Source organism: Pseudomonas sp. Tun-23181 (genome assembly GCF_057415455.1).
On record NZ_CM171630.1, the window covers coordinates 1,527,033 to 1,543,797 of the forward strand.

10 protein-coding genes are annotated in these 16,765 nt (G+C 64.8%); 5 read left to right on the top strand and 5 right to left on the bottom strand.

Annotation, left to right across the window (positions count from 1 at the left end):
* The first annotated feature begins 28 nt into the window (after positions 1 to 28).
* Positions 29 to 2,140: an elongation factor G gene (gene fusA / locus ACDI39_RS07505; protein WP_368815309.1), complete on the top strand. Its 2,112-nt coding sequence runs from the start codon at positions 29 to 31 to the stop codon at positions 2,138 to 2,140.
* 207 nt (positions 2,141 to 2,347) lie between these two features.
* Here the strand turns inward: fusA and ACDI39_RS07510 are convergent, their stop codons facing one another.
* Positions 2,348 to 3,790 carry a SulP family inorganic anion transporter gene (locus tag ACDI39_RS07510; protein ID WP_225788443.1) on the bottom strand — a complete coding sequence of 481 codons (1,443 nt, stop codon included), beginning with the start codon at positions 3,788 to 3,790 and terminating at the stop codon, positions 2,348 to 2,350.
* A gap of 130 nt (positions 3,791 to 3,920) precedes the next feature.
* Complete coding sequence (locus ACDI39_RS07515; protein ID WP_253081364.1) at positions 3,921 to 5,642, bottom strand: S8/S53 family peptidase; 1,722 nt, start codon at positions 5,640 to 5,642, stop codon at positions 3,921 to 3,923.
* Positions 5,643 to 5,782: 140 nt separating this feature from the next.
* Here ACDI39_RS07515 and ACDI39_RS07520 point away from each other — a divergent pair, with 140 nt between their 5' ends.
* Together ACDI39_RS07520 and aceA are read left to right on the top strand one after the other, a co-directional pair.
* The gene (locus tag ACDI39_RS07520; protein ID WP_253081363.1) at positions 5,783 to 6,547 is read left to right on the top strand and encodes a secretin N-terminal domain-containing protein; all 765 of its coding nucleotides are present in this window, start codon (positions 5,783 to 5,785) and stop codon (positions 6,545 to 6,547) included.
* A 489-nt stretch (positions 6,548 to 7,036) separates the two neighbouring features.
* Positions 7,037 to 8,362: an isocitrate lyase gene (aceA, locus tag ACDI39_RS07525; protein WP_225788446.1), complete on the top strand. Its 1,326-nt coding sequence runs from the start codon at positions 7,037 to 7,039 to the stop codon at positions 8,360 to 8,362.
* Positions 8,363 to 8,569: 207 nt separating this feature from the next.
* Here the strand turns inward: aceA and ACDI39_RS07530 are convergent, their stop codons facing one another.
* Entirely contained in the window at positions 8,570 to 8,782 is a 213-nt protein-coding gene (locus ACDI39_RS07530) for an SDR family oxidoreductase (protein ID WP_486538208.1), read from the bottom strand.
* Between the two features lie 130 nt (positions 8,783 to 8,912).
* On the opposite strand from ACDI39_RS07530, the gene ACDI39_RS07535 reads away from it, so the two are divergent.
* Together ACDI39_RS07535 and ACDI39_RS07540 are read left to right on the top strand one after the other, a co-directional pair.
* Positions 8,913 to 10,217 carry an IS1380-like element ISPa33 family transposase gene (locus ACDI39_RS07535; protein WP_010793081.1) on the top strand — a complete coding sequence of 435 codons (1,305 nt, stop codon included), beginning with the start codon at positions 8,913 to 8,915 and terminating at the stop codon, positions 10,215 to 10,217.
* Positions 10,218 to 10,321: 104 nt separating this feature from the next.
* On the top strand, positions 10,322 to 11,074 hold the full coding sequence (locus tag ACDI39_RS07540; protein ID WP_486538210.1) for a DUF6708 domain-containing protein: 753 nt from the start codon (positions 10,322 to 10,324) through the stop codon (positions 11,072 to 11,074).
* A gap of 101 nt (positions 11,075 to 11,175) precedes the next feature.
* On the opposite strand, the gene glgB is transcribed toward ACDI39_RS07540, so the two are convergent.
* Both glgB and treS read right to left on the bottom strand, forming a co-directional pair.
* Complete coding sequence (glgB, locus tag ACDI39_RS07545) at positions 11,176 to 13,386, bottom strand: 1,4-alpha-glucan branching protein GlgB (RefSeq protein ID WP_225790211.1); 2,211 nt, start codon at positions 13,384 to 13,386, stop codon at positions 11,176 to 11,178.
* Positions 13,387 to 16,698 carry a maltose alpha-D-glucosyltransferase gene (gene treS / locus ACDI39_RS07550; protein WP_486538212.1) on the bottom strand — a complete coding sequence of 1,104 codons (3,312 nt, stop codon included), beginning with the start codon at positions 16,696 to 16,698 and terminating at the stop codon, positions 13,387 to 13,389. It lies immediately after the preceding gene.
* Positions 16,699 to 16,765: the final 67 nt, after the last annotated feature.

The following is a 16,765-nucleotide window of genomic DNA, read 5'->3' on the forward strand; positions in this document are numbered from 1 at the left end:
GAATCCGCTCACCCGCAGGTGACTGACCATGGCCCGCACAACCCCCATCGAGCTGTACCGCAACATCGGCATCGTCGCCCACGTCGATGCCGGCAAGACCACCACCACCGAACGCATCCTGTTCTACACCGGGGTCAACCACAAGATGGGCGAGGTGCATGATGGCGCCGCCACCATGGACTGGATGGCCCAGGAGCAGGAGCGCGGCATCACCATCACCTCGGCGGCCACCACGGCGTTCTGGCAGGGCTCGGCCAAGCAGTTCGCCGACAGGTACCGCTTCAATATCATCGACACCCCTGGCCACGTCGATTTCACCATCGAGGTGGAGCGCTCGCTACGCGTGCTCGACGGCGCGGTGGTGGTGTTCAGCGGCGCCGACGGGGTCGAGCCGCAATCCGAGACGGTCTGGCGCCAGGCCAACAAGTACCACGTGCCGCGCCTGGCCTACATCAACAAGATGGACCGCCAGGGCGCCGACTTCCTGCGCGTGGTCCGCCAGATCGACCAGCGCCTGGGCCACCATCCGGTGCCGATCCAGCTGGCCATCGGCAGCGAGGAGCACTTCGCCGGGCAGATCGACCTGGTGAAGATGAAGGCCATCTACTGGAACGACGCCGACCAGGGCACCAGCTACCGCGAGGAAGAGATCCCTGACGAGCTGCGCGCCCTGGCCGAGGAGTGGCGCGCGCACATGGTCGAGGCCGCTGCCGAGGCCAACGACGAGCTGACGATGAAGTTCCTCGAAGGCGAGGAGCTGAGCATCGAGGAGATCAAGGCCGGCCTGCGCCAGCGCACCCTGGCCAACGAGATCGTACCGACCATCCTCGGTTCGTCGTTCAAGAACAAGGGCGTGCCGCTGATGCTCGACGCGGTGATCGACTACCTGCCCGCCCCCACCGAGATCCCGGCGATCAAAGGGGTCGACCCGGACGACGAGAACAAGCACCTGGAGCGTCATGCCGACGACAACGAGCCGTTCTCGGCGCTGGCCTTCAAGATCGCCACCGACCCCTTCGTCGGCACCCTGACCTTCGCCCGGGTCTACTCCGGCGTGCTCAGCTCCGGCGATGCGGTGCTCAACTCGGTCAAGGGCAAGAAGGAACGGGTCGGGCGCATGGTGCAGATGCACGCCAACCAGCGCGCCGAGATCAAGAACGTCTGCGCCGGCGACATCGCGGCCCTGATCGGCATGAAGGATGTCACCACCGGCGATACCCTGTGCGACATGAACAAGCCGATCATCCTCGAACGCATGGACTTCCCCGACCCGGTGATTTCCGTGGCGGTGGAGCCCAAGACCAAGGCCGACCAGGAGAAGATGGGCATCGCTCTGGGCAAGCTCGCCCAGGAAGACCCGTCGTTCCGCGTCAAGACCGACGAGGAGACCGGCCAGACGATCATTTCCGGCATGGGCGAGCTGCACTTGGACATCATCGTCGACCGCATGCGCCGCGAGTTCAATGTCGAGGCCAATATCGGCAAGCCCCAGGTGGCCTACCGCGAGAAGATCCGCAACACCTGCGAGATCGAGGGCCGCTTCGTCCGCCAGTCCGGCGGGCGTGGCCAGTATGGCCATTGCTGGATCCGTTTCGCCCCTGGCGAGGAAGGCAAGGAGGGCCTGGAGTTCGTCAACGAGATCGTCGGCGGCGTGGTACCGCGCGAGTACATCCCGGCGATCCAGAAGGGCATCGAGGAACAGATGCAGAACGGCGTGCTGGCCGGCTACCCGCTGATCGGCCTGAAGGCGGCGGTGTACGACGGCTCCTACCACGACGTCGACTCCAACGAGATGGCCTACAAGATCGCGGCGTCCATGGCCACCAAGCAGCTGGCGCAGAAAGGCGGTGCGGTGCTGCTGGAGCCGGTGATGAAGGTCGAGGTGGTCACCCCCGAAGAGTACCTGGGCGACATCATGGGCGACCTGAGCCGCCGGCGCGGCATGATCCAGGGCTCGGAGGACAGCCCTGCCGGCAAGGTGATCCGCGCCGAGGTGCCGTTGGGCGAGATGTTCGGCTACTCCACCGACATGCGCTCGATGACCCAGGGGCGGGCCAGCTACTCGATGGAGTTCACCAAATATGCCGAGGCGCCGGCGAGCATCGCCGAGGCGATCGTCAAGAAGAGTCGCGGAGAGTGAGCCTGTAGGGCTGTGGCGCCTTTGGGGCTGCTTCGCAGCCCATCGCCGGCAAGCCGGCTCCCACAGGGTTCGAGTCGACCGTAAATGATGTGGTTTGCTCAGGACCGTCGCTGGCCCTTTCGCCCTCTGTGCAGTTGCTCTTGAGGCCGGCGCCAAGCTGTGGGAGCCGGCTTGCCGGCGATGGGGCGCGAAGCGGCCCCTGAAACGTCAGTGCTGCTCCCCTGCCCGCCTGAGCAACGTCCGGCAGCGCTCCGACAGGTGCACTACCCGCAGGTGCTTGCCCGCCTTGGCATAGCGCTCGCGCAGGGTCTTCAGTGCAGCGATCGCCGAGTAGTCGACGACACTCAGGTGCTTGCAATCCAGGGTCACGCTGGCCGGGTCCCCCGCCGGATCGAACTGGTTGAGAAACGGCGTGGTCGAGGCGAAGAACAGCGTGCCGTGCACCTGGTAGACCTTGCCGCCCTCACCGTCCTCGTGGCTTTCGGCATACAGCTCGCGGGCATGTTGCCAGGCGAAGTTGACCGCGGCGATGACGATACCGAACAGCACGGCGGTGGCCAGGTCGGTGAACACCGTGACCACGGTCACCGCGACGATCGCCAGCACGTCGCTCGCCGGCACCTTGTGCAGCACCCGCAGCGAGGCCCAGGCGAAGGTCTGCTGGGCCACCACGAACATCACGCCCACCAGCGCCGCCAGCGGAATACGCTCGATCAGCGGCGACAGGAACAACACGAACAGCAGGATCATCACCCCGGCCACCACGCCCGACAGCCGGCCACGGCCATTGGAACTCAGGTTGATCATGGTCTGCCCGATCATCGCGCAGCCGCCCATGCCGCCGCACAGGCCCGAGACCATGTTCGCCGCACCCAGCGCCACGCACTCGCGGTCGGGGTAGCCACGGCTCTCGGTGACCTCGTCGGTGAGGTTGAGGGTCAGCAGGGTTTCCAGCAGACCAACCATGGCCATCAGCAGGGCGTAGGGAGCGATGATCCTGAGGGTCTCCAGGTTCCACGGCACGTCCGGCAATGCCAACTGCGGCAGGCCACCGGCGATATGCGCCATGTCGCCGAGGGTGCGGGTCGGCAGGCCGAGCAGATAGACCAGCAGGCCCACGCCGAGGATGGCGATCAGCGCCGGCGGGACGGCGCGAGTCAGCTTCGGCAGGACGTAGACCACCAGCATGGTCAAGGCCACCAGGCCGATCATCAGGTACAAAGGCGTGCCACTGAGCCATTGCTCGCCCTGCTTGAAGTGCTCCAACTGGGCCAGGGCGATGACGATGGCCAGGCCGTTGACGAAGCCGAGCATCACCGGGTACGGCACCAGACGCACCAACTTGCCCAGGCGCAGCGCACCGAACAGGATCATCAGCCCCCCGCCCAACAGCACCGTGGCCAGCAGGTACTGGGCGCCGTGCTGCACCACCAGGGCGACGATCACCACCGCCATGGAGCCAGCAGCGCCGGAGATCATGCCGGGGCGGCCGCCGAACAGGGCGGTCAGGGTGCAGATGATGAAGGCACCGTACAGGCCCATGAGCGGGTTCAGGTGCGCCACCAAGGCAAAGGCGATGCACTCGGGCACCAGGGCGAAGGAGGTGGTGAGGCCGGCGAGCACGTCGGCACGGAGTCTGGCGGGTTTCATGGGTATCCTGTGGTATGGCGAACGCAAACGCGGCCCATTCCAGTCCAGGAGTCGGGCCCGCTGCCCAAGCGAGAAAATCGCGGGTCGGGATGTTACGGAATTTGTCCGACAGCGGCCACCGCAACACCACTCAACGCACCCGTTCGCGGCTCTGCACCGCCAGATCCAGGGCGCGCTGCATGTCCAGCCGCGCCGAACGACCCAGGTCGGGGTGGTTGAGCCGGCCGTTGCGCTCCGAAGGCAAGATCGGCGCGGTCAGGTCTTCGGCATCCATGGCTTCGAAATCCTGATCCGTTCCCAGGGTCAGGGCACTGCGTCGCAGCAACATGCGTAGTTGCTCCGGCGTCAGGTCCGGGTTGATCGACAGCATCGCCGCCACCGTGGCCGTCACCAGCGGCGTGGCGTAGGAGGTGCCGCAATGGGCCTTGCGCGCCTGCGCCGCACGCAGGCAGGCAGCGGCGCTGACATCCACGCGCATGTCGATATTGGAGCTGCGGCGCTTGCGCACATGGGCAGGATCCTCGACCGGGACGTCCTGGTCGCTGCGCTGGTGACCGCCGACCACCAGCAACTGCTCGGTGATAAACGACGACGGCAGGCGGTACTCGTCGGTACCGGACCACGAGGCGCCGTTGCCCGCCGAGTTGACCACCACCACGTCCGGGTGGCGGGCGCGCAGCCAGAGAAAGAACTCTTCCAGCAGCTCCTCGTAGCCACTCATGGCCAGCCCTGAGCGCACCAGCGAATCCACCTCGTCGCCCGCGACATCCTTCGTGCCGACCCGGTGGATGCCCCAACTCCAGTTCAGCACCCGGGCACCATCCTCCACCAGGTTGACCGAGGCGGCGATGTTGGCCGTGACGCCTGCGTCCGCGTTGCGCTCGACGATTACCTCGAACCCTGGGCTAGGCTTGCCGAGGCCGGGCAGGAAGCCACCCTGCACGCCTTCGCCCTGGGCGGCGAGGATGCCGGCGACATGGCTGCCATGGCTTTCGGCGCGCTCGCCATCGCGCGCGTAGAGGCAGGTCCGCCCTGGCGCGCAGGGGCCGCGGTAGCCGGCGAAGGCCGGCGCGTCGAAATCCACCTCGCGCTCGATCACGCCAATGCGTACGGGCTTGACCGGCAGCGACGCCGCGGGAACTCGCCGCTGGTAGTAATAGAGTGCATCCATGAATCGGTTGGCTGCCCACTCGTCCGCCTGGCTGAGCGCCCCGGCGCTGCGCCCGCCACCCTCCTCGCCCCGCTCAGGGGCGGACTCCTCGATGATCACGGCATCGACACTGGTTTCGCTGCCCATGCGCAGGATCATGGCATCGCGCTGCACCAGGTCGCGCACCGGCAAACGCAGCTGGTAGACGTTCAGCGGGGGAATGGCACCCACCACCTGGGCACCGTACTTGTCGGCGATACGCCGGGCCTGCCGCTCGCCATCGTGCTTTTCCTCGATCAGCAGGCTGACCAGGTCGAGGTAGGTGGTCAGGCCGTCCATGTTCTTCGCCACTTCGTGCGGGCCGGCAGCGACCACATGGCTGCGCTGGCGAGTGAGCCAGACGGGGTTGCTTTTCTGGCCGGCGGATTCGATCCAGAGCGGAGCACTGCGCTGCCGGGAGGCGTCGAGTTTCAGTTTCAGCATGTCGCCCTGGCGCTCGATGCTCGCACCAGGCAGTTGCGTATCGCCGAGCCAGACCGCCGGCGTGCCCGGCCCCAGGCCTTGGGTGCGCAGGCACCACAGTTGCGGGCCTGTGCCCAGCAAATCGTCACAGCGTTGCAGGTGCTTGATGCGCAACGTGTCCTGCGCCGCCAGGGCGGCGGCCATGAACAGGCAGGGCAGCAAGGCGAAAGCGCACTTCATGCAGGCGGTCCCGTGGTCTTCTTTTGCTGCGACTGCCAGGTGAGCGCAAAGGTTCATAGCGCCTCGCAGGCAACCAAAATCAAGCAAAACCACCCTGCCCTGTGATCCACACCCGGCACACCCTCGACAAATTTGCCATCATGATCATTCCACCTGCGGAGATCATGGACATGCCGCTACGCCCCCTCATCGCTTCCCTGCTGCTGGCCGCCAGCCTCGCCGCCCAGGCCGCCACCGAGGTGCTGGCGCTGCAGCACCGCACCAGCGCCGAACTGTTGCCCACCGTCCAGTCCTTCCTGGGCAAGGACGGCAGCGTCAGCGCCTTCGAGAACAAGCTGATCGTCAATGCCAGCCCCGAGCGCATCGACGACCTGCGCGCCCTGCTGCAACAACTCGACACCGCCCCCAAGCGCCTGTTGATCAGCGTCGACAACAACGACAGCAATTTCCAGGACAACCGCGGCAACGCGCGGATCATCCGCTACGGCACCGCCAATCGCGACGGCGGCCTACAGCAGATCCAGGCCAGCGAGGGTGTGCCCGCGTTGATCCAGGTGGGCCAGAGCATCCCCATCACCAGCACCCATACCGATGGTTACGGACGCATCCAGAGCGATACCGAATACCGTAATGTCACCCAGGGTTTCTACGTCACCCCGAACCTGAGCGGAGATACGGTTCGTCTGCAAATAAGCAGCAATAACGACAGGATCAGCAGCGAACGTCAGGATGTAGTAAAAGTCCAGAGCACCGACACGACGGTCACCGGCAAGCTCGGCGAGTGGATCCCCCTGGCGGGGTACAACCAGCAGAGCCAGGCCGAACGTAACGCCTCGAGCCTCAGCTACAGCACGCAGCGCGGTGAAAACATGACACTGCGCGTCAAAGTCGACCTTCTGGAGTGATCCCAGGCAATTCAAGGCCTCGACCCAAGGCCTTGAAACTGACCAGAGAGTCGTATTAGACCAAGGATGTAGTAATAGAAAAAAACCACTACAAAACATTTGACAGGCACTTTTTCCCAAGGGCATGATGGCCTCGCTCCCGCTAATCAGAGGCCCTGGCAAGGGCCTTCGAGATGCGCTCCTCCCACCCCTGGGGGCGTCTCGTGTCCATACGGCCCACAAGGCGGTTCGACGGGATTGCGACTGCAACGAAGAAGTTGTCCCGAGGGACGGAAGCGCATCACCGCAGTACCCGGCAGTCCTGTCGCCATACAGCGAGGCAACCACGAGCCGACCTGTCGCCACACCTCGCCCGGCCTGCACACCCCTTCCCCTTCGAGCCTCCCCGTTCGCAGTCGCCCTTCCGCCGAGCAAGGCCGCCAAGCCTCCGATCCGCGCCGAGCACAAGCACTTACTTCACCAAGACTGATGCGACGAGGTTTTATTTCCATGGCACTGACACGCGAACAGCAAATTGCAGCCCTTGAGAAAGACTGGGCCGAGAACCCGCGCTGGAAAGGCGTGACCCGTACCTACACCGCCGCCGATGTCGTGCGTCTGCGTGGTTCCCTGCAGCCGGAGCACACCCTGGCCCGCCTGGGTGCAGAAAAACTGTGGAAGCTGGTCACCGAAGGTGCCCACCCGTCCTTCCGCCCCGAGAAAGATTTCGTCAACTGCATGGGCGCCCTGACCGGCGGCCAGGCAGTCCAGCAGGTGAAGGCCGGCATCCAGGCCATCTACCTGTCCGGTTGGCAGGTGGCCGCCGACAACAACTCGGCCGAGTCCATGTACCCTGACCAGTCGCTGTATCCGGTCGACTCGGTCCCCACCGTGGTCAAGCGTATCAACAACGCCTTCCGACGCGCCGACCAGATCCAGTGGAAAGCCGGCAAGAACCCGGGCGACGATGGCTACGTCGACTACTTCGCACCGATCGTGGCTGACGCCGAGGCCGGTTTCGGCGGCGTGCTGAACGCCTACGAGCTGATGAAGAACATGATCGAAGCAGGCGCCGCCGGCGTGCACTTCGAAGACCAGCTGGCCTCGGTGAAAAAATGCGGTCACATGGGCGGCAAGGTCCTGGTGCCGACCCAGGAAGCCGTGCAGAAACTGGTCGCCGCTCGCCTGGCTGCAGACGTCGCCGGCGTGCCGACCATCATCCTGGCCCGCACCGACGCCAACGCCGCCGACCTGCTGACCAGCGACTGCGACCCGTACGACCAGCCGTTCGTGGTTGGCGAGCGCACCCGTGAAGGCTTCTACAAGGTACGCGCCGGCCTCGACCAGGCCATTTCCCGCGGCCTGGCCTACGCCCCGTACGCCGACCTGATCTGGTGCGAAACCGCCAAGCCGGACCTGGAGGAAGCTCGCCGCTTCGCCGAGGCGATCAAGAAGGAGTACCCGGACCAGATCCTGTCGTACAACTGCTCGCCGTCCTTCAACTGGAAGAAGAACCTGGACGACGCCACCATCGCCAAGTTCCAGCGCGAGCTGTCGGCCATGGGCTACAAGCACCAGTTCATCACCCTGGCGGGCATCCACAACATGTGGCACGGCATGTTCAACCTGGCGCACGACTACGCCCGCAACGACATGACCGCCTACGTGAAGCTGCAGGAGCAGGAATTCGCCGACGCCAGCAAGGGTTACACCTTCGTGGCGCACCAACAGGAAGTCGGCACCGGCTACTTCGACGACATGACCACCGTGATCCAGGGTGGTGCTTCGTCGGTGACGGCACTGACCGGCTCGACCGAGGAAGAGCAGTTCCACTGATAGTGGGTTGCTGTTGAACAAAGGCCCGGGGCTTGTGAAAGCCTTGGGCCTTTCATTTTGTCTGCACCGGCCCTTTCGCGGGTAGCTTACCCGCGAAGAGGCCGGGACAGGCCAGTGCAAAGACCAGGGTCAGACCTACTTGAGGCCGCCCAACAGCGATGACGTAGGTCTTAAATGCAGACGCTCCATGAAAACGCCGAGGAAACTCTAAGCCCGGAATCCACCGTCTATTGGCACCGCCACGCCAGTCCCGAAAGAAGCTGCTTCGGAGCTAAGCCAGTACACAAGCTCAGCGACTTCATGGGCCTCACAAACTCTCGCCATAGGCTGCGAGGCGCGTACCGCATCAAACTTGTTCCCCAACACCTGTTCTGCCAATGGTGTTGACACAAAGCCCGGACAGACAGCATTGGCCCGCACGCCATAAGGGGCATACTCCTTCGCAACCGCTCTAGCCCGGATTTCTCATGACCGCATAAACAAAAACGGCTGAAAGCCTTATGATTCTTGTCGCCAAACAAAGCCCCATAAGTCTTCAGCCGCGCACAAAATGCTACCAGAAAAACTCCACTTTTCACCCCTCTCTCGCCGCCTCGTCGAGGCCTCTTTCACCGGTGGTCACATCACCTCGGATGCGGGCTTGTTGCTGCTGCGCGAGGTCGACCGGCAACATGGCTTGACCCGCCGCCTGGCCAAAATCGTTCCCGATCGGCGTGATCCTGGGCGTGTCCAGCATGGACTGCAGACACTGCTCGCCCAGCGTATCTATGCACTGGCCGCCGGCTACGAGGATCTCAACGATCATGACGGCCTGCGCCATGACTACGCGCTGCAGACTGCGGTCAACCGCCTGCAACCGCTGGCCGGCAAATCCACTCTGGGGCGCCTGGAACAGCAAGCCGATCGCGAAACGGTGGTGCAAGCCCATCGCCTGCTGTGGGAGCACTTCATCGCCCAGCATGACCAGGCGCCGGCTGAGATCGTGCTCGACTTCGATGCGACCGATGTGCCGGTGCATGGAGATCAGGAAGGGCGCTTCTTCCATGGCTATTACGACCATTACTGCTTCCTGCCGCTCTATGTGTTCTGTGGTCGCCATCTGCTGGTGAGCTATTTGCGCCCGAGCAACATCGATGGCGCCCGACACAGTTGGGCCATCCTGGCACTGCTGGTCAAGTTCATTCGCCGCTTCTGGCCAGAGACCCGCATCGTGTTCCGCGGTGACGGCGGTTTTTGCCGACATCGCATGCTCGACTGGTGTGACCGCAAGCAGGTGGATTATGTGGTGGGTCTGGCCCGCAACACCCGCCTGCAGCGGATGGCGGCGCCGGCCATGCAAGCGGTCGCCGAGGCCTACCAAGAAACCGGGCAGAAGATGTCCGGCGTGTATCGCTTCCTCTATCAGGCCGGTAGTTGGCGTAGGCGCCGCCTGGTCGTGTCGCGCCTGGAACATGGCGAGCAGGGTGCCAATCCACGCTTCATCGTCGTGTCCCGCTTTGCCGAGGATGCTGCCCAGCAGTACTACGAAGACTACTGCGGCCGTGGCGACATGGAGAATCGGATCAAGGACCAACAGTTGGATCTGTTCGCCGACCGCACCTCCAGCCCACGCTGGTGGACCAACCAGTGGCGGCTGATGCTGTCGGCCTTTGCCTATGTGCTGTTCGAACGGCTACGCGATCATCTCCAGGGCACCGCATTGGCGCGCATGAGCATCCATAACCTGCGCTTGAAACTGCTCAAGATCGGTGCGGTGATCATTCGCAACAGCCGGCGCATCCGCGTGCTGATCAGCGAGGCCTATCCGCATCAGGAACTCTTTGCGGGGCTGGTTGCCCGCCTCAAGCCGACCTGAACAGGCGGGCGCCCCCGGCCCGGCTCAATGGGGGAAAGGGGGCAGTGCGCCCCATACGCGGGAATTGAATAAAAAACGATCAATTTTTAGCGGTGGAAGGCAGGTTGTTGATACGCCGAGGCTTCACCGGCCACGCCTGCCGGCCTCATGAGAAATCCGGGTTAGCTCTATTAACCTACCCCAAAATTTTTATACCCGATACTTTTGATCGTGCTTATTTGCTTATGATCATGCAATTTCTTGCACCCCTTATCTTCTCCCCGTTTCTAGCCTACCGAATTCTTTATATAAAAAAATTATCCAACATCTACCTAAACAGATCCACAAAAAAAGTTTACTACAAGCGCTTCAAAAGTCTTTTCATTTTCGACTGGAACAACATGCGGGGCGGCCTATTCAAACGTACTGAATTCGGCGGTGCGTCCTTCAGTACTAGCTATGCACTCGCCTTCGCTCCCCGCAGAGCAGACGGCACCCTCCATCAGAAAGACTGCCTCTGGGTCGACAGCAACGAACCGACCGAACCCGACATCAAATACGTCGCCGAAGTCTGGGAATACCTCCGCCACTTCATGGACCACGGCCCTGACAAACTACCGCCCCCCGGTGAACCCAACTGGTGGTACAAGCCCCTGCATCAGATCTGCCTGACACCCGCCGAAGCCTGGCAGCACTACGCTCCCTGGCGAACCGGCGAGCCTGGTGAAATGCAGGGCAAGAAAAACTGGCAACTGCCGTTCTGGGCCGTGTTGTTCCCTTACAACCTGTCCGTTGCCCTCTGCTGGTACGTCATCTGCCGCCTCTTCAACGTCCGCGCGGCACCTCCACCTCCAGAAGCCTTCGAGGAAGATCGGTAAGCGAAGCGGCCCCAAATCACCGCTGACCGTCTTAAGTAAGCGGCATTGGGGCTTGGCGTGCTCTGCGAACGAGGGTGAGCCCTTGCCATACACCGGTGGTGTCAGGCCGGTTTCATCACCAGCACGCCCAACGGCGGCAGGTTCAGCGCCAGCGACAACGGCTGCCCATGGCTGGGCAACGGCTCGCTGGCCACCGCCCCCAGGTTCCCCACATTCGACCCGGCATACAGCTCGGCATCGCTGTTGAGCAACTCCGCCCAGCGCTCGCCGAACGGCACGCCGATGCGATACCCCTCCCGCGGCACGGGGGTGAAGTTGGCCACCACCAGCAACGGCTCGCCGTCGGCGCTCCAGCGCAACCAGGCGTATACGCTGTTGCGCGCATCGTCGCCGATCAGCCACTGGAAGCCCTGGGGCTGGCAGTCCTGCTCGTGCAGGGCCGGCTGCTCGCGGTACAGGCGGTTGAGGTCGCTCACCAGGCGCTGCACGCCCTGGTGCTCGGAATACTGCAGCAGGTACCAATCCAGCTGGTGGTCGTGGTTCCACTCGCGCCACTGGCCGAACTCGCAGCCCATGAACAGCAGCTTCTTGCCCGGGTGGGTCCACATGAAGGCCAGGTAGGCGCGCAGGTTGGCGAACTTCTGCCAGCGATCGCCCGGCATCTTGTCGATCAGCGAGTGCTTGCCGTGCACCACTTCGTCGTGGGAAATCGGCAGGATGAAGTGCTCGGAATAGGCATAGATCAGCCCGAAGCTCATTTCGTTGTGGTGATAGGCGCGGTGCACCGGGTCGTTCTGGATGTAGTGCAGGGTGTCGTGCATCCAGCCCATGTTCCACTTGTAGGCGAAGCCCAGGCCGCCCTGCTGCACCGGCTGGCTGACGCCGGGCCAGGCGGTGGACTCCTCGGCGATGATCAGCGCCCCTGGGGCCTCGTGGGCGGCCACGGTGTTGAGTTGGCGGATGAAGTCGATGGCCTCGAGATTCTCGCGCCCGCCATGGCGGTTGGGCACCCACTCGCCGGCCTTGCGCGAGTAGTCGCGGTAGAGCATCGAGGCCACCGCATCGACGCGCAGGCCGTCGATGTGGAAGTGCTTGAGCCAGTGCAGCGCCGAAGCCAGCATGAAGCCGCGCACCTCGTTGCGGCCAAGGTTGTAGATCAGTGTGTTCCAGTCCTGGTGAAAGCCCTCCAGGGGGTTGTCGTACTCGTACAGGGCAGTGCCGTCGAAACGCGCCAGGCCATGCTCGTCGGTGGGGAAATGCGCCGGTACCCAGTCGAGGATCACGCCGATGCCGCCCTGGTGGCAGGCGTCGACGAACGCGGCGAAATCCTCCGCGCTGCCGTAGCGTGAGGTGGGCGCGAACAGCGACAGCGGCTGGTAGCCCCAGGAGCCGCCGAACGGGTGCTCCATGATCGGCATCAGCTCGATATGGGTGAAGCCCAGGTCCTGCACGTAGGGCACCAGGCGTTCGGCCAGCTCGCGCCAGTCGTAGAAACGGGCGATCTCGCCGCTGTCGTCCAGCTCGCAGCGCCAGGAGCCGGCATGCAGCTCGTAGATCGCCAGCGGCGCGTTGTAGGCATGGCGCTGGGCGCGCTGGGCCATCCAGCCGTCGTCGCGCCAAGCGTGGCGCAGCGCGCCGGCCACCCTGGAGGCCGTGCTCGGCGGCAGCTCGGTGGCGCGGGCCAGCGGGTCGGCCTTGAGCGGCAGCACGCCGCCCTGGCCGAGTACTTCGAACTTGTAGGCCTCGCCGATGCCCAGGCGCGGCACGAACAGCTCCCATACCCCGGCATCGTGGCGCAGGCGCATGGGGTGGCGACGGCCGTCCCAGTTGTTGAAGTCGCCGACCACCGAGACCCGCCGGGCATTCGGTGCCCAGACCGAGAAGCACACCCCGTCGATACCGTCGGCCTGGGTGGGCTGGGCGCCGAAGCGGCCGGACAGGTCGCGGTGGTTGCCTTCGGCGAACAGGTACAAGTCCATCTCGCCCAACTGCGGGCCGAAGCTATAGGGGTCTTCGGTGATCTGCTCGCCGCCGGCCCAGCCGATCTGCAGCAGGTAGGGATGGGCTTCGTCCAGGTGCGCGGTGAACAGGCCCGGCAGGCTGCCCTGCACCATTTCGGCCAGCACACGTCCATCATGGCGCGCCAGCACTCGCGCGCTCAGCGCGTTGGGCAGGAAGGCGCGAACGAACAGGCCGCCCGCACCATCGGCGTGCGGCCCCAGCACGGCAAAGGGATCGGCGTGCTCGGCGCGGGCCAGGGCGTCGAGGTCCCGTTGCCGAAGGCCGCCGTTTTCACGCGTGGTTGCATTCATCTATGGCTCTCCCCAGGTACTGATCAGTCCATGCAGGCCATGCAAGGGCACGGCCAGCCAGCTTGGCCGGTTCTCGGCTTCGTAGGTGATTTCGTAGGCGGCTTTTTCCAGGCAGAACAGCTCCAGCGCGGCGCGTTCGCCCTCGGCCTGCTGCCAGGCGTGGGGCATGGCGGCGGTGGCCAGGCCATAGGCTTCGACGAAGGCATGGCGCGCCTGGTGCAGGTACTGCCGGGCGACCCGCTGCCGGGCCTGGCGCGCGGCGTCGGACAAGTCCACCGCCGAGGCGCTGCGCAGGATCATCGCAGCAGCATAGTCGAAGGAACGCAGCACGCCGCTGACATCCTTGTACGGGCTGTGCCTGGCCCGGCGCTCCTCTAGCGGACGTGCCGGCTCCCCTTCGAAGTCGATCAGGTAGGCATCGCCCTGCACCACCAGCACCTGGCCCAGGTGCAGGTCGCCGTGCACGCGCATCAGCAGGCCACCTTGGGCCTGGTGGGCCAGGGTGTCGATGTGCTGGGCGAGGCCCGCGCGCTGTTGCTGCAGGTCGTCGACCAGGGCCTGGCTTTCGCTGTCGAGGCTGTCGCGGTGCTGGGCCAGCAGGTCCAGGGCATGCGCCAGCTCGGCGCTGATCTGCCGGCTCCAGCGCTCGCTGTCTGCGGCCAAGCTGGGCCGTGGCTGGAAGGCTTCGTCGTCGCTGGGCGCGGCCAGCAGCAGGTGCATCTCGCCCAGGCGCTGGCCGAGCAAGGCGGCGAAGCCGGTGAGTTCGGCCAGGGCGTCGGTGTGCGCCTCCGGCTCGACGGTCGTCGGCTCCATCTCGTCGCGGATCGCCCGCTCCAGGGTGTTCTGGGTCCATGCCCAGGCATCGCCCTGGTTGTCCAGGTAACCCTGGGCGATCATCAGCAAGTGCGGTTGCTGCTGCTCGTCGACCCGGCTGACCCACCCCAGCAACGGCGAGATGTTGGCGAAGCCGGCCGCGGTCAGGTAGGTGCTCATCTCCAGTTCCGGGTGAATGCCGGGGTTGACCCGGCGGATCAGCTTGAGCACCAGGCGCCCACCCACCACCACCGAGCTGTTGGATTGCTCGGCGCTCAGGTAGCGCACTTCGCTGTCCTCGTCCAGCGCCAGCTCGGCCAGTTGTTCGGTGCACTCGAAATGCAGCTCGCCCGCATCGCTCGGCAGCCGGGTGCGCTCCTGGCAGGCACGCAGCACGGCACGGATGAACGGCTCGAGGACGAAGGCGTCGGTGATCAGCCCCACCTGGCGGCCCCGGCGTACCCGGGACAGCGCCAGTTGCTGCGGCAAGGCGCTGTTGATCTGCTCCTCCGGCAGCAGGCCGAAAGGCAGTTGGTAGTGATCGACCACGCCGTCGCTGTGCACCTGCAGTTCGCTGAGCAGCACCGGGCTGGCCGCCGTGGCCAGGCGTACGCCGTAGCTCAGGCGCACCTGGTCGATCGGCCCTTCCTTGCCGGCGAACCAGCGCCGCTTGGGCAGGTACTGGGGCAGGATGGTCGTTTGCAGGGTGTCGCTGGAGGGCGCCTCGAGCAACTCCTCCATGCGCTTGCGCAGCACCAGGGTGGTCAGCTCCGGCAGGCTCTCGGTCGGCTCGATGTGCCAGCTGGGCATGCGATCGCGCGAGGCCAGGAGGAACCAGTAGAAGCCATAGGGCGGCAGCGTGAGCAGGAACGGCAACTGGCCGATGGGCGGGAAGGCGCTGCCGCCGAGCATTTCCACCGGCACCTTGTCGGCATACTGGGACAGCTCCAGCTCCGCGGCCTGGGCGGCGCGGGAAACGTTGGCCACGCACAGGACGATTTCGTTGTTGCCCTCGGCATCGGTGTACTCGCGTACATAGGCGAGAATGCGCCGGTTGCTCGGGGTGAGCATCTTCATGCTGCCACGGCCGAAGGCCTTCTGCTGCTTGCGCACCGCCAGCAGGCGGCGGTTCCAGTTGAGCAGCGAGTGCGGGTCGTGGGATTGGGCCTCGACGTTGACCGTCTGGTAACCGTACAGCGGGTCCATGATCGGCGGCAGCACCAGGCGCTGGGGGTCGGCGCGAGAGAAACCGCCGTTGCGGTCGGGCGACCACTGCATGGGGGTACGCACGCCGTCGCGGTCGCCCAGGTAGATGTTGTCGCCCATGCCCAGCTCGTCGCCGTAATACAGCGTCGGCGTGCCGGGCATGGACAGCAGCAGGCTGGTGAGCAGCTCGATGCGCCGACGGTCACGCTGCAGCAGCGGCGCCAGGCGCCGGCGGATGCCCAGGTTGATGCGTGCGCGGCGGTCCTCGGCGTAGTAGTTCCACAGGTAGTCGCGCTCGCGGTCGGTGACCATCTCCAGCGTGAGCTCGTCGTGGTTGCGCAGGAAGATCGCCCACTGGCAGTTGGCGGGGATCTCCGGGGTCTGGCGCAGGATGTCGGTGATCGGGAAGCGGTCCTCCATCGCCAGGGCCATGTACATGCGCGGCATCAGCGGGAAGTGGAAGGCCATGTGGCACTCGTTGCCGTCGCCCTCGCCGAAGTACGGCCGGGTGTCCTCGGGCCACTGGTTGGCCTCGGCCAGGAGCATGCGGTCGGGGTAGTTGGCGTCGATCTCGGCGCGGATCGCCTTGAGCACCTCGTGGGTCTCGGGCAGGTTCTCGTTGTTGGTGCCGTCGCGCTCGATGAGGTAGGGGATCGCGTCCAGGCGCAGGCCGTCGACACCCAGGTCGAGCCAGAAGCGCATGACCCCGATCACCGCCTTCAGCACCTGGGGGTTGTCGAAGTTCAGGTCCGGCTGGTGGGAATAGAAACGGTGCCAGAAGTATTGGCCGGCGACCGGGTCCCAGGTCCAGTTGGACTTCTCGGTATCGAGGAAGATGATCCGCGTGCCGTCGTACTTCTGGTCGTCGTCCGACCACACGTAGAAGTCCCGTGCCTTGCTGCCGCGCTTGGCACAGCGGGCGCGCTGGAACCAGGGGTGCTGGTCGGAGGTGTGGTTGATGACCAGCTCGGTGATCACCCGCAGCCCGCGCTTGTGCGCCTCGGCGATGAAACGGCGGGCATCGGCCATGCTGCCGTAGTCCGGGTGCACGGCCTTGTACTCGGCGATGTCATAGCCGTCGTCGCGCCGTGGCGAAGGATAGAACGGCAGCAGCCAGAGGGTGTTGACGCCCAGGTCGGCGATGTAGTCGAGCTTGCCGATCAGCCCGGCGAAATCGCCGATGCCGTCGTTGTTCGAGTCGTAGAACGACTTCACGTGCAGTTGGTAGATCACCGCGTCCTTGTACCACAGCGGGTCGTCGATGAAGGCTGCCGGGCGGGAACGCTTGGCCATGTGCGACTCCTTTCTGTTCGGGTTCAGCTTGCGACGGTGTTGCCGGCGATGGGGCGCTTCGCGGCCC

Bases quoted from the DNA above. Each gene is read 5' to 3' on its own strand.
- fusA (WP_368815309.1), top strand. From the start codon at position 29: ATGGCCCGCACAACCCCCATCGAGCTGTACCGCAACATCGGCATCGTC.
- aceA (WP_225788446.1), top strand. From the start codon at position 7,037: ATGGCACTGACACGCGAACAGCAAATTGCAGCCCTTGAGAAAGACTGG.
- ACDI39_RS07535 (WP_010793081.1), top strand. From the start codon at position 8,913: ATGCTACCAGAAAAACTCCACTTTTCACCCCTCTCTCGCCGCCTCGTC.
- ACDI39_RS07520 (WP_253081363.1), top strand. From the start codon at position 5,783: ATGATCATTCCACCTGCGGAGATCATGGACATGCCGCTACGCCCCCTC.
- treS (WP_486538212.1), bottom strand. From the start codon at position 16,698: ATGGCCAAGCGTTCCCGCCCGGCAGCCTTCATCGACGACCCGCTGTGG.
- glgB (WP_225790211.1), bottom strand. From the start codon at position 13,386: ATGAATGCAACCACGCGTGAAAACGGCGGCCTTCGGCAACGGGACCTC.
- ACDI39_RS07510 (WP_225788443.1), bottom strand. From the start codon at position 3,790: ATGAAACCCGCCAGACTCCGTGCCGACGTGCTCGCCGGCCTCACCACC.
- ACDI39_RS07515 (WP_253081364.1), bottom strand. From the start codon at position 5,642: ATGAAGTGCGCTTTCGCCTTGCTGCCCTGCCTGTTCATGGCCGCCGCC.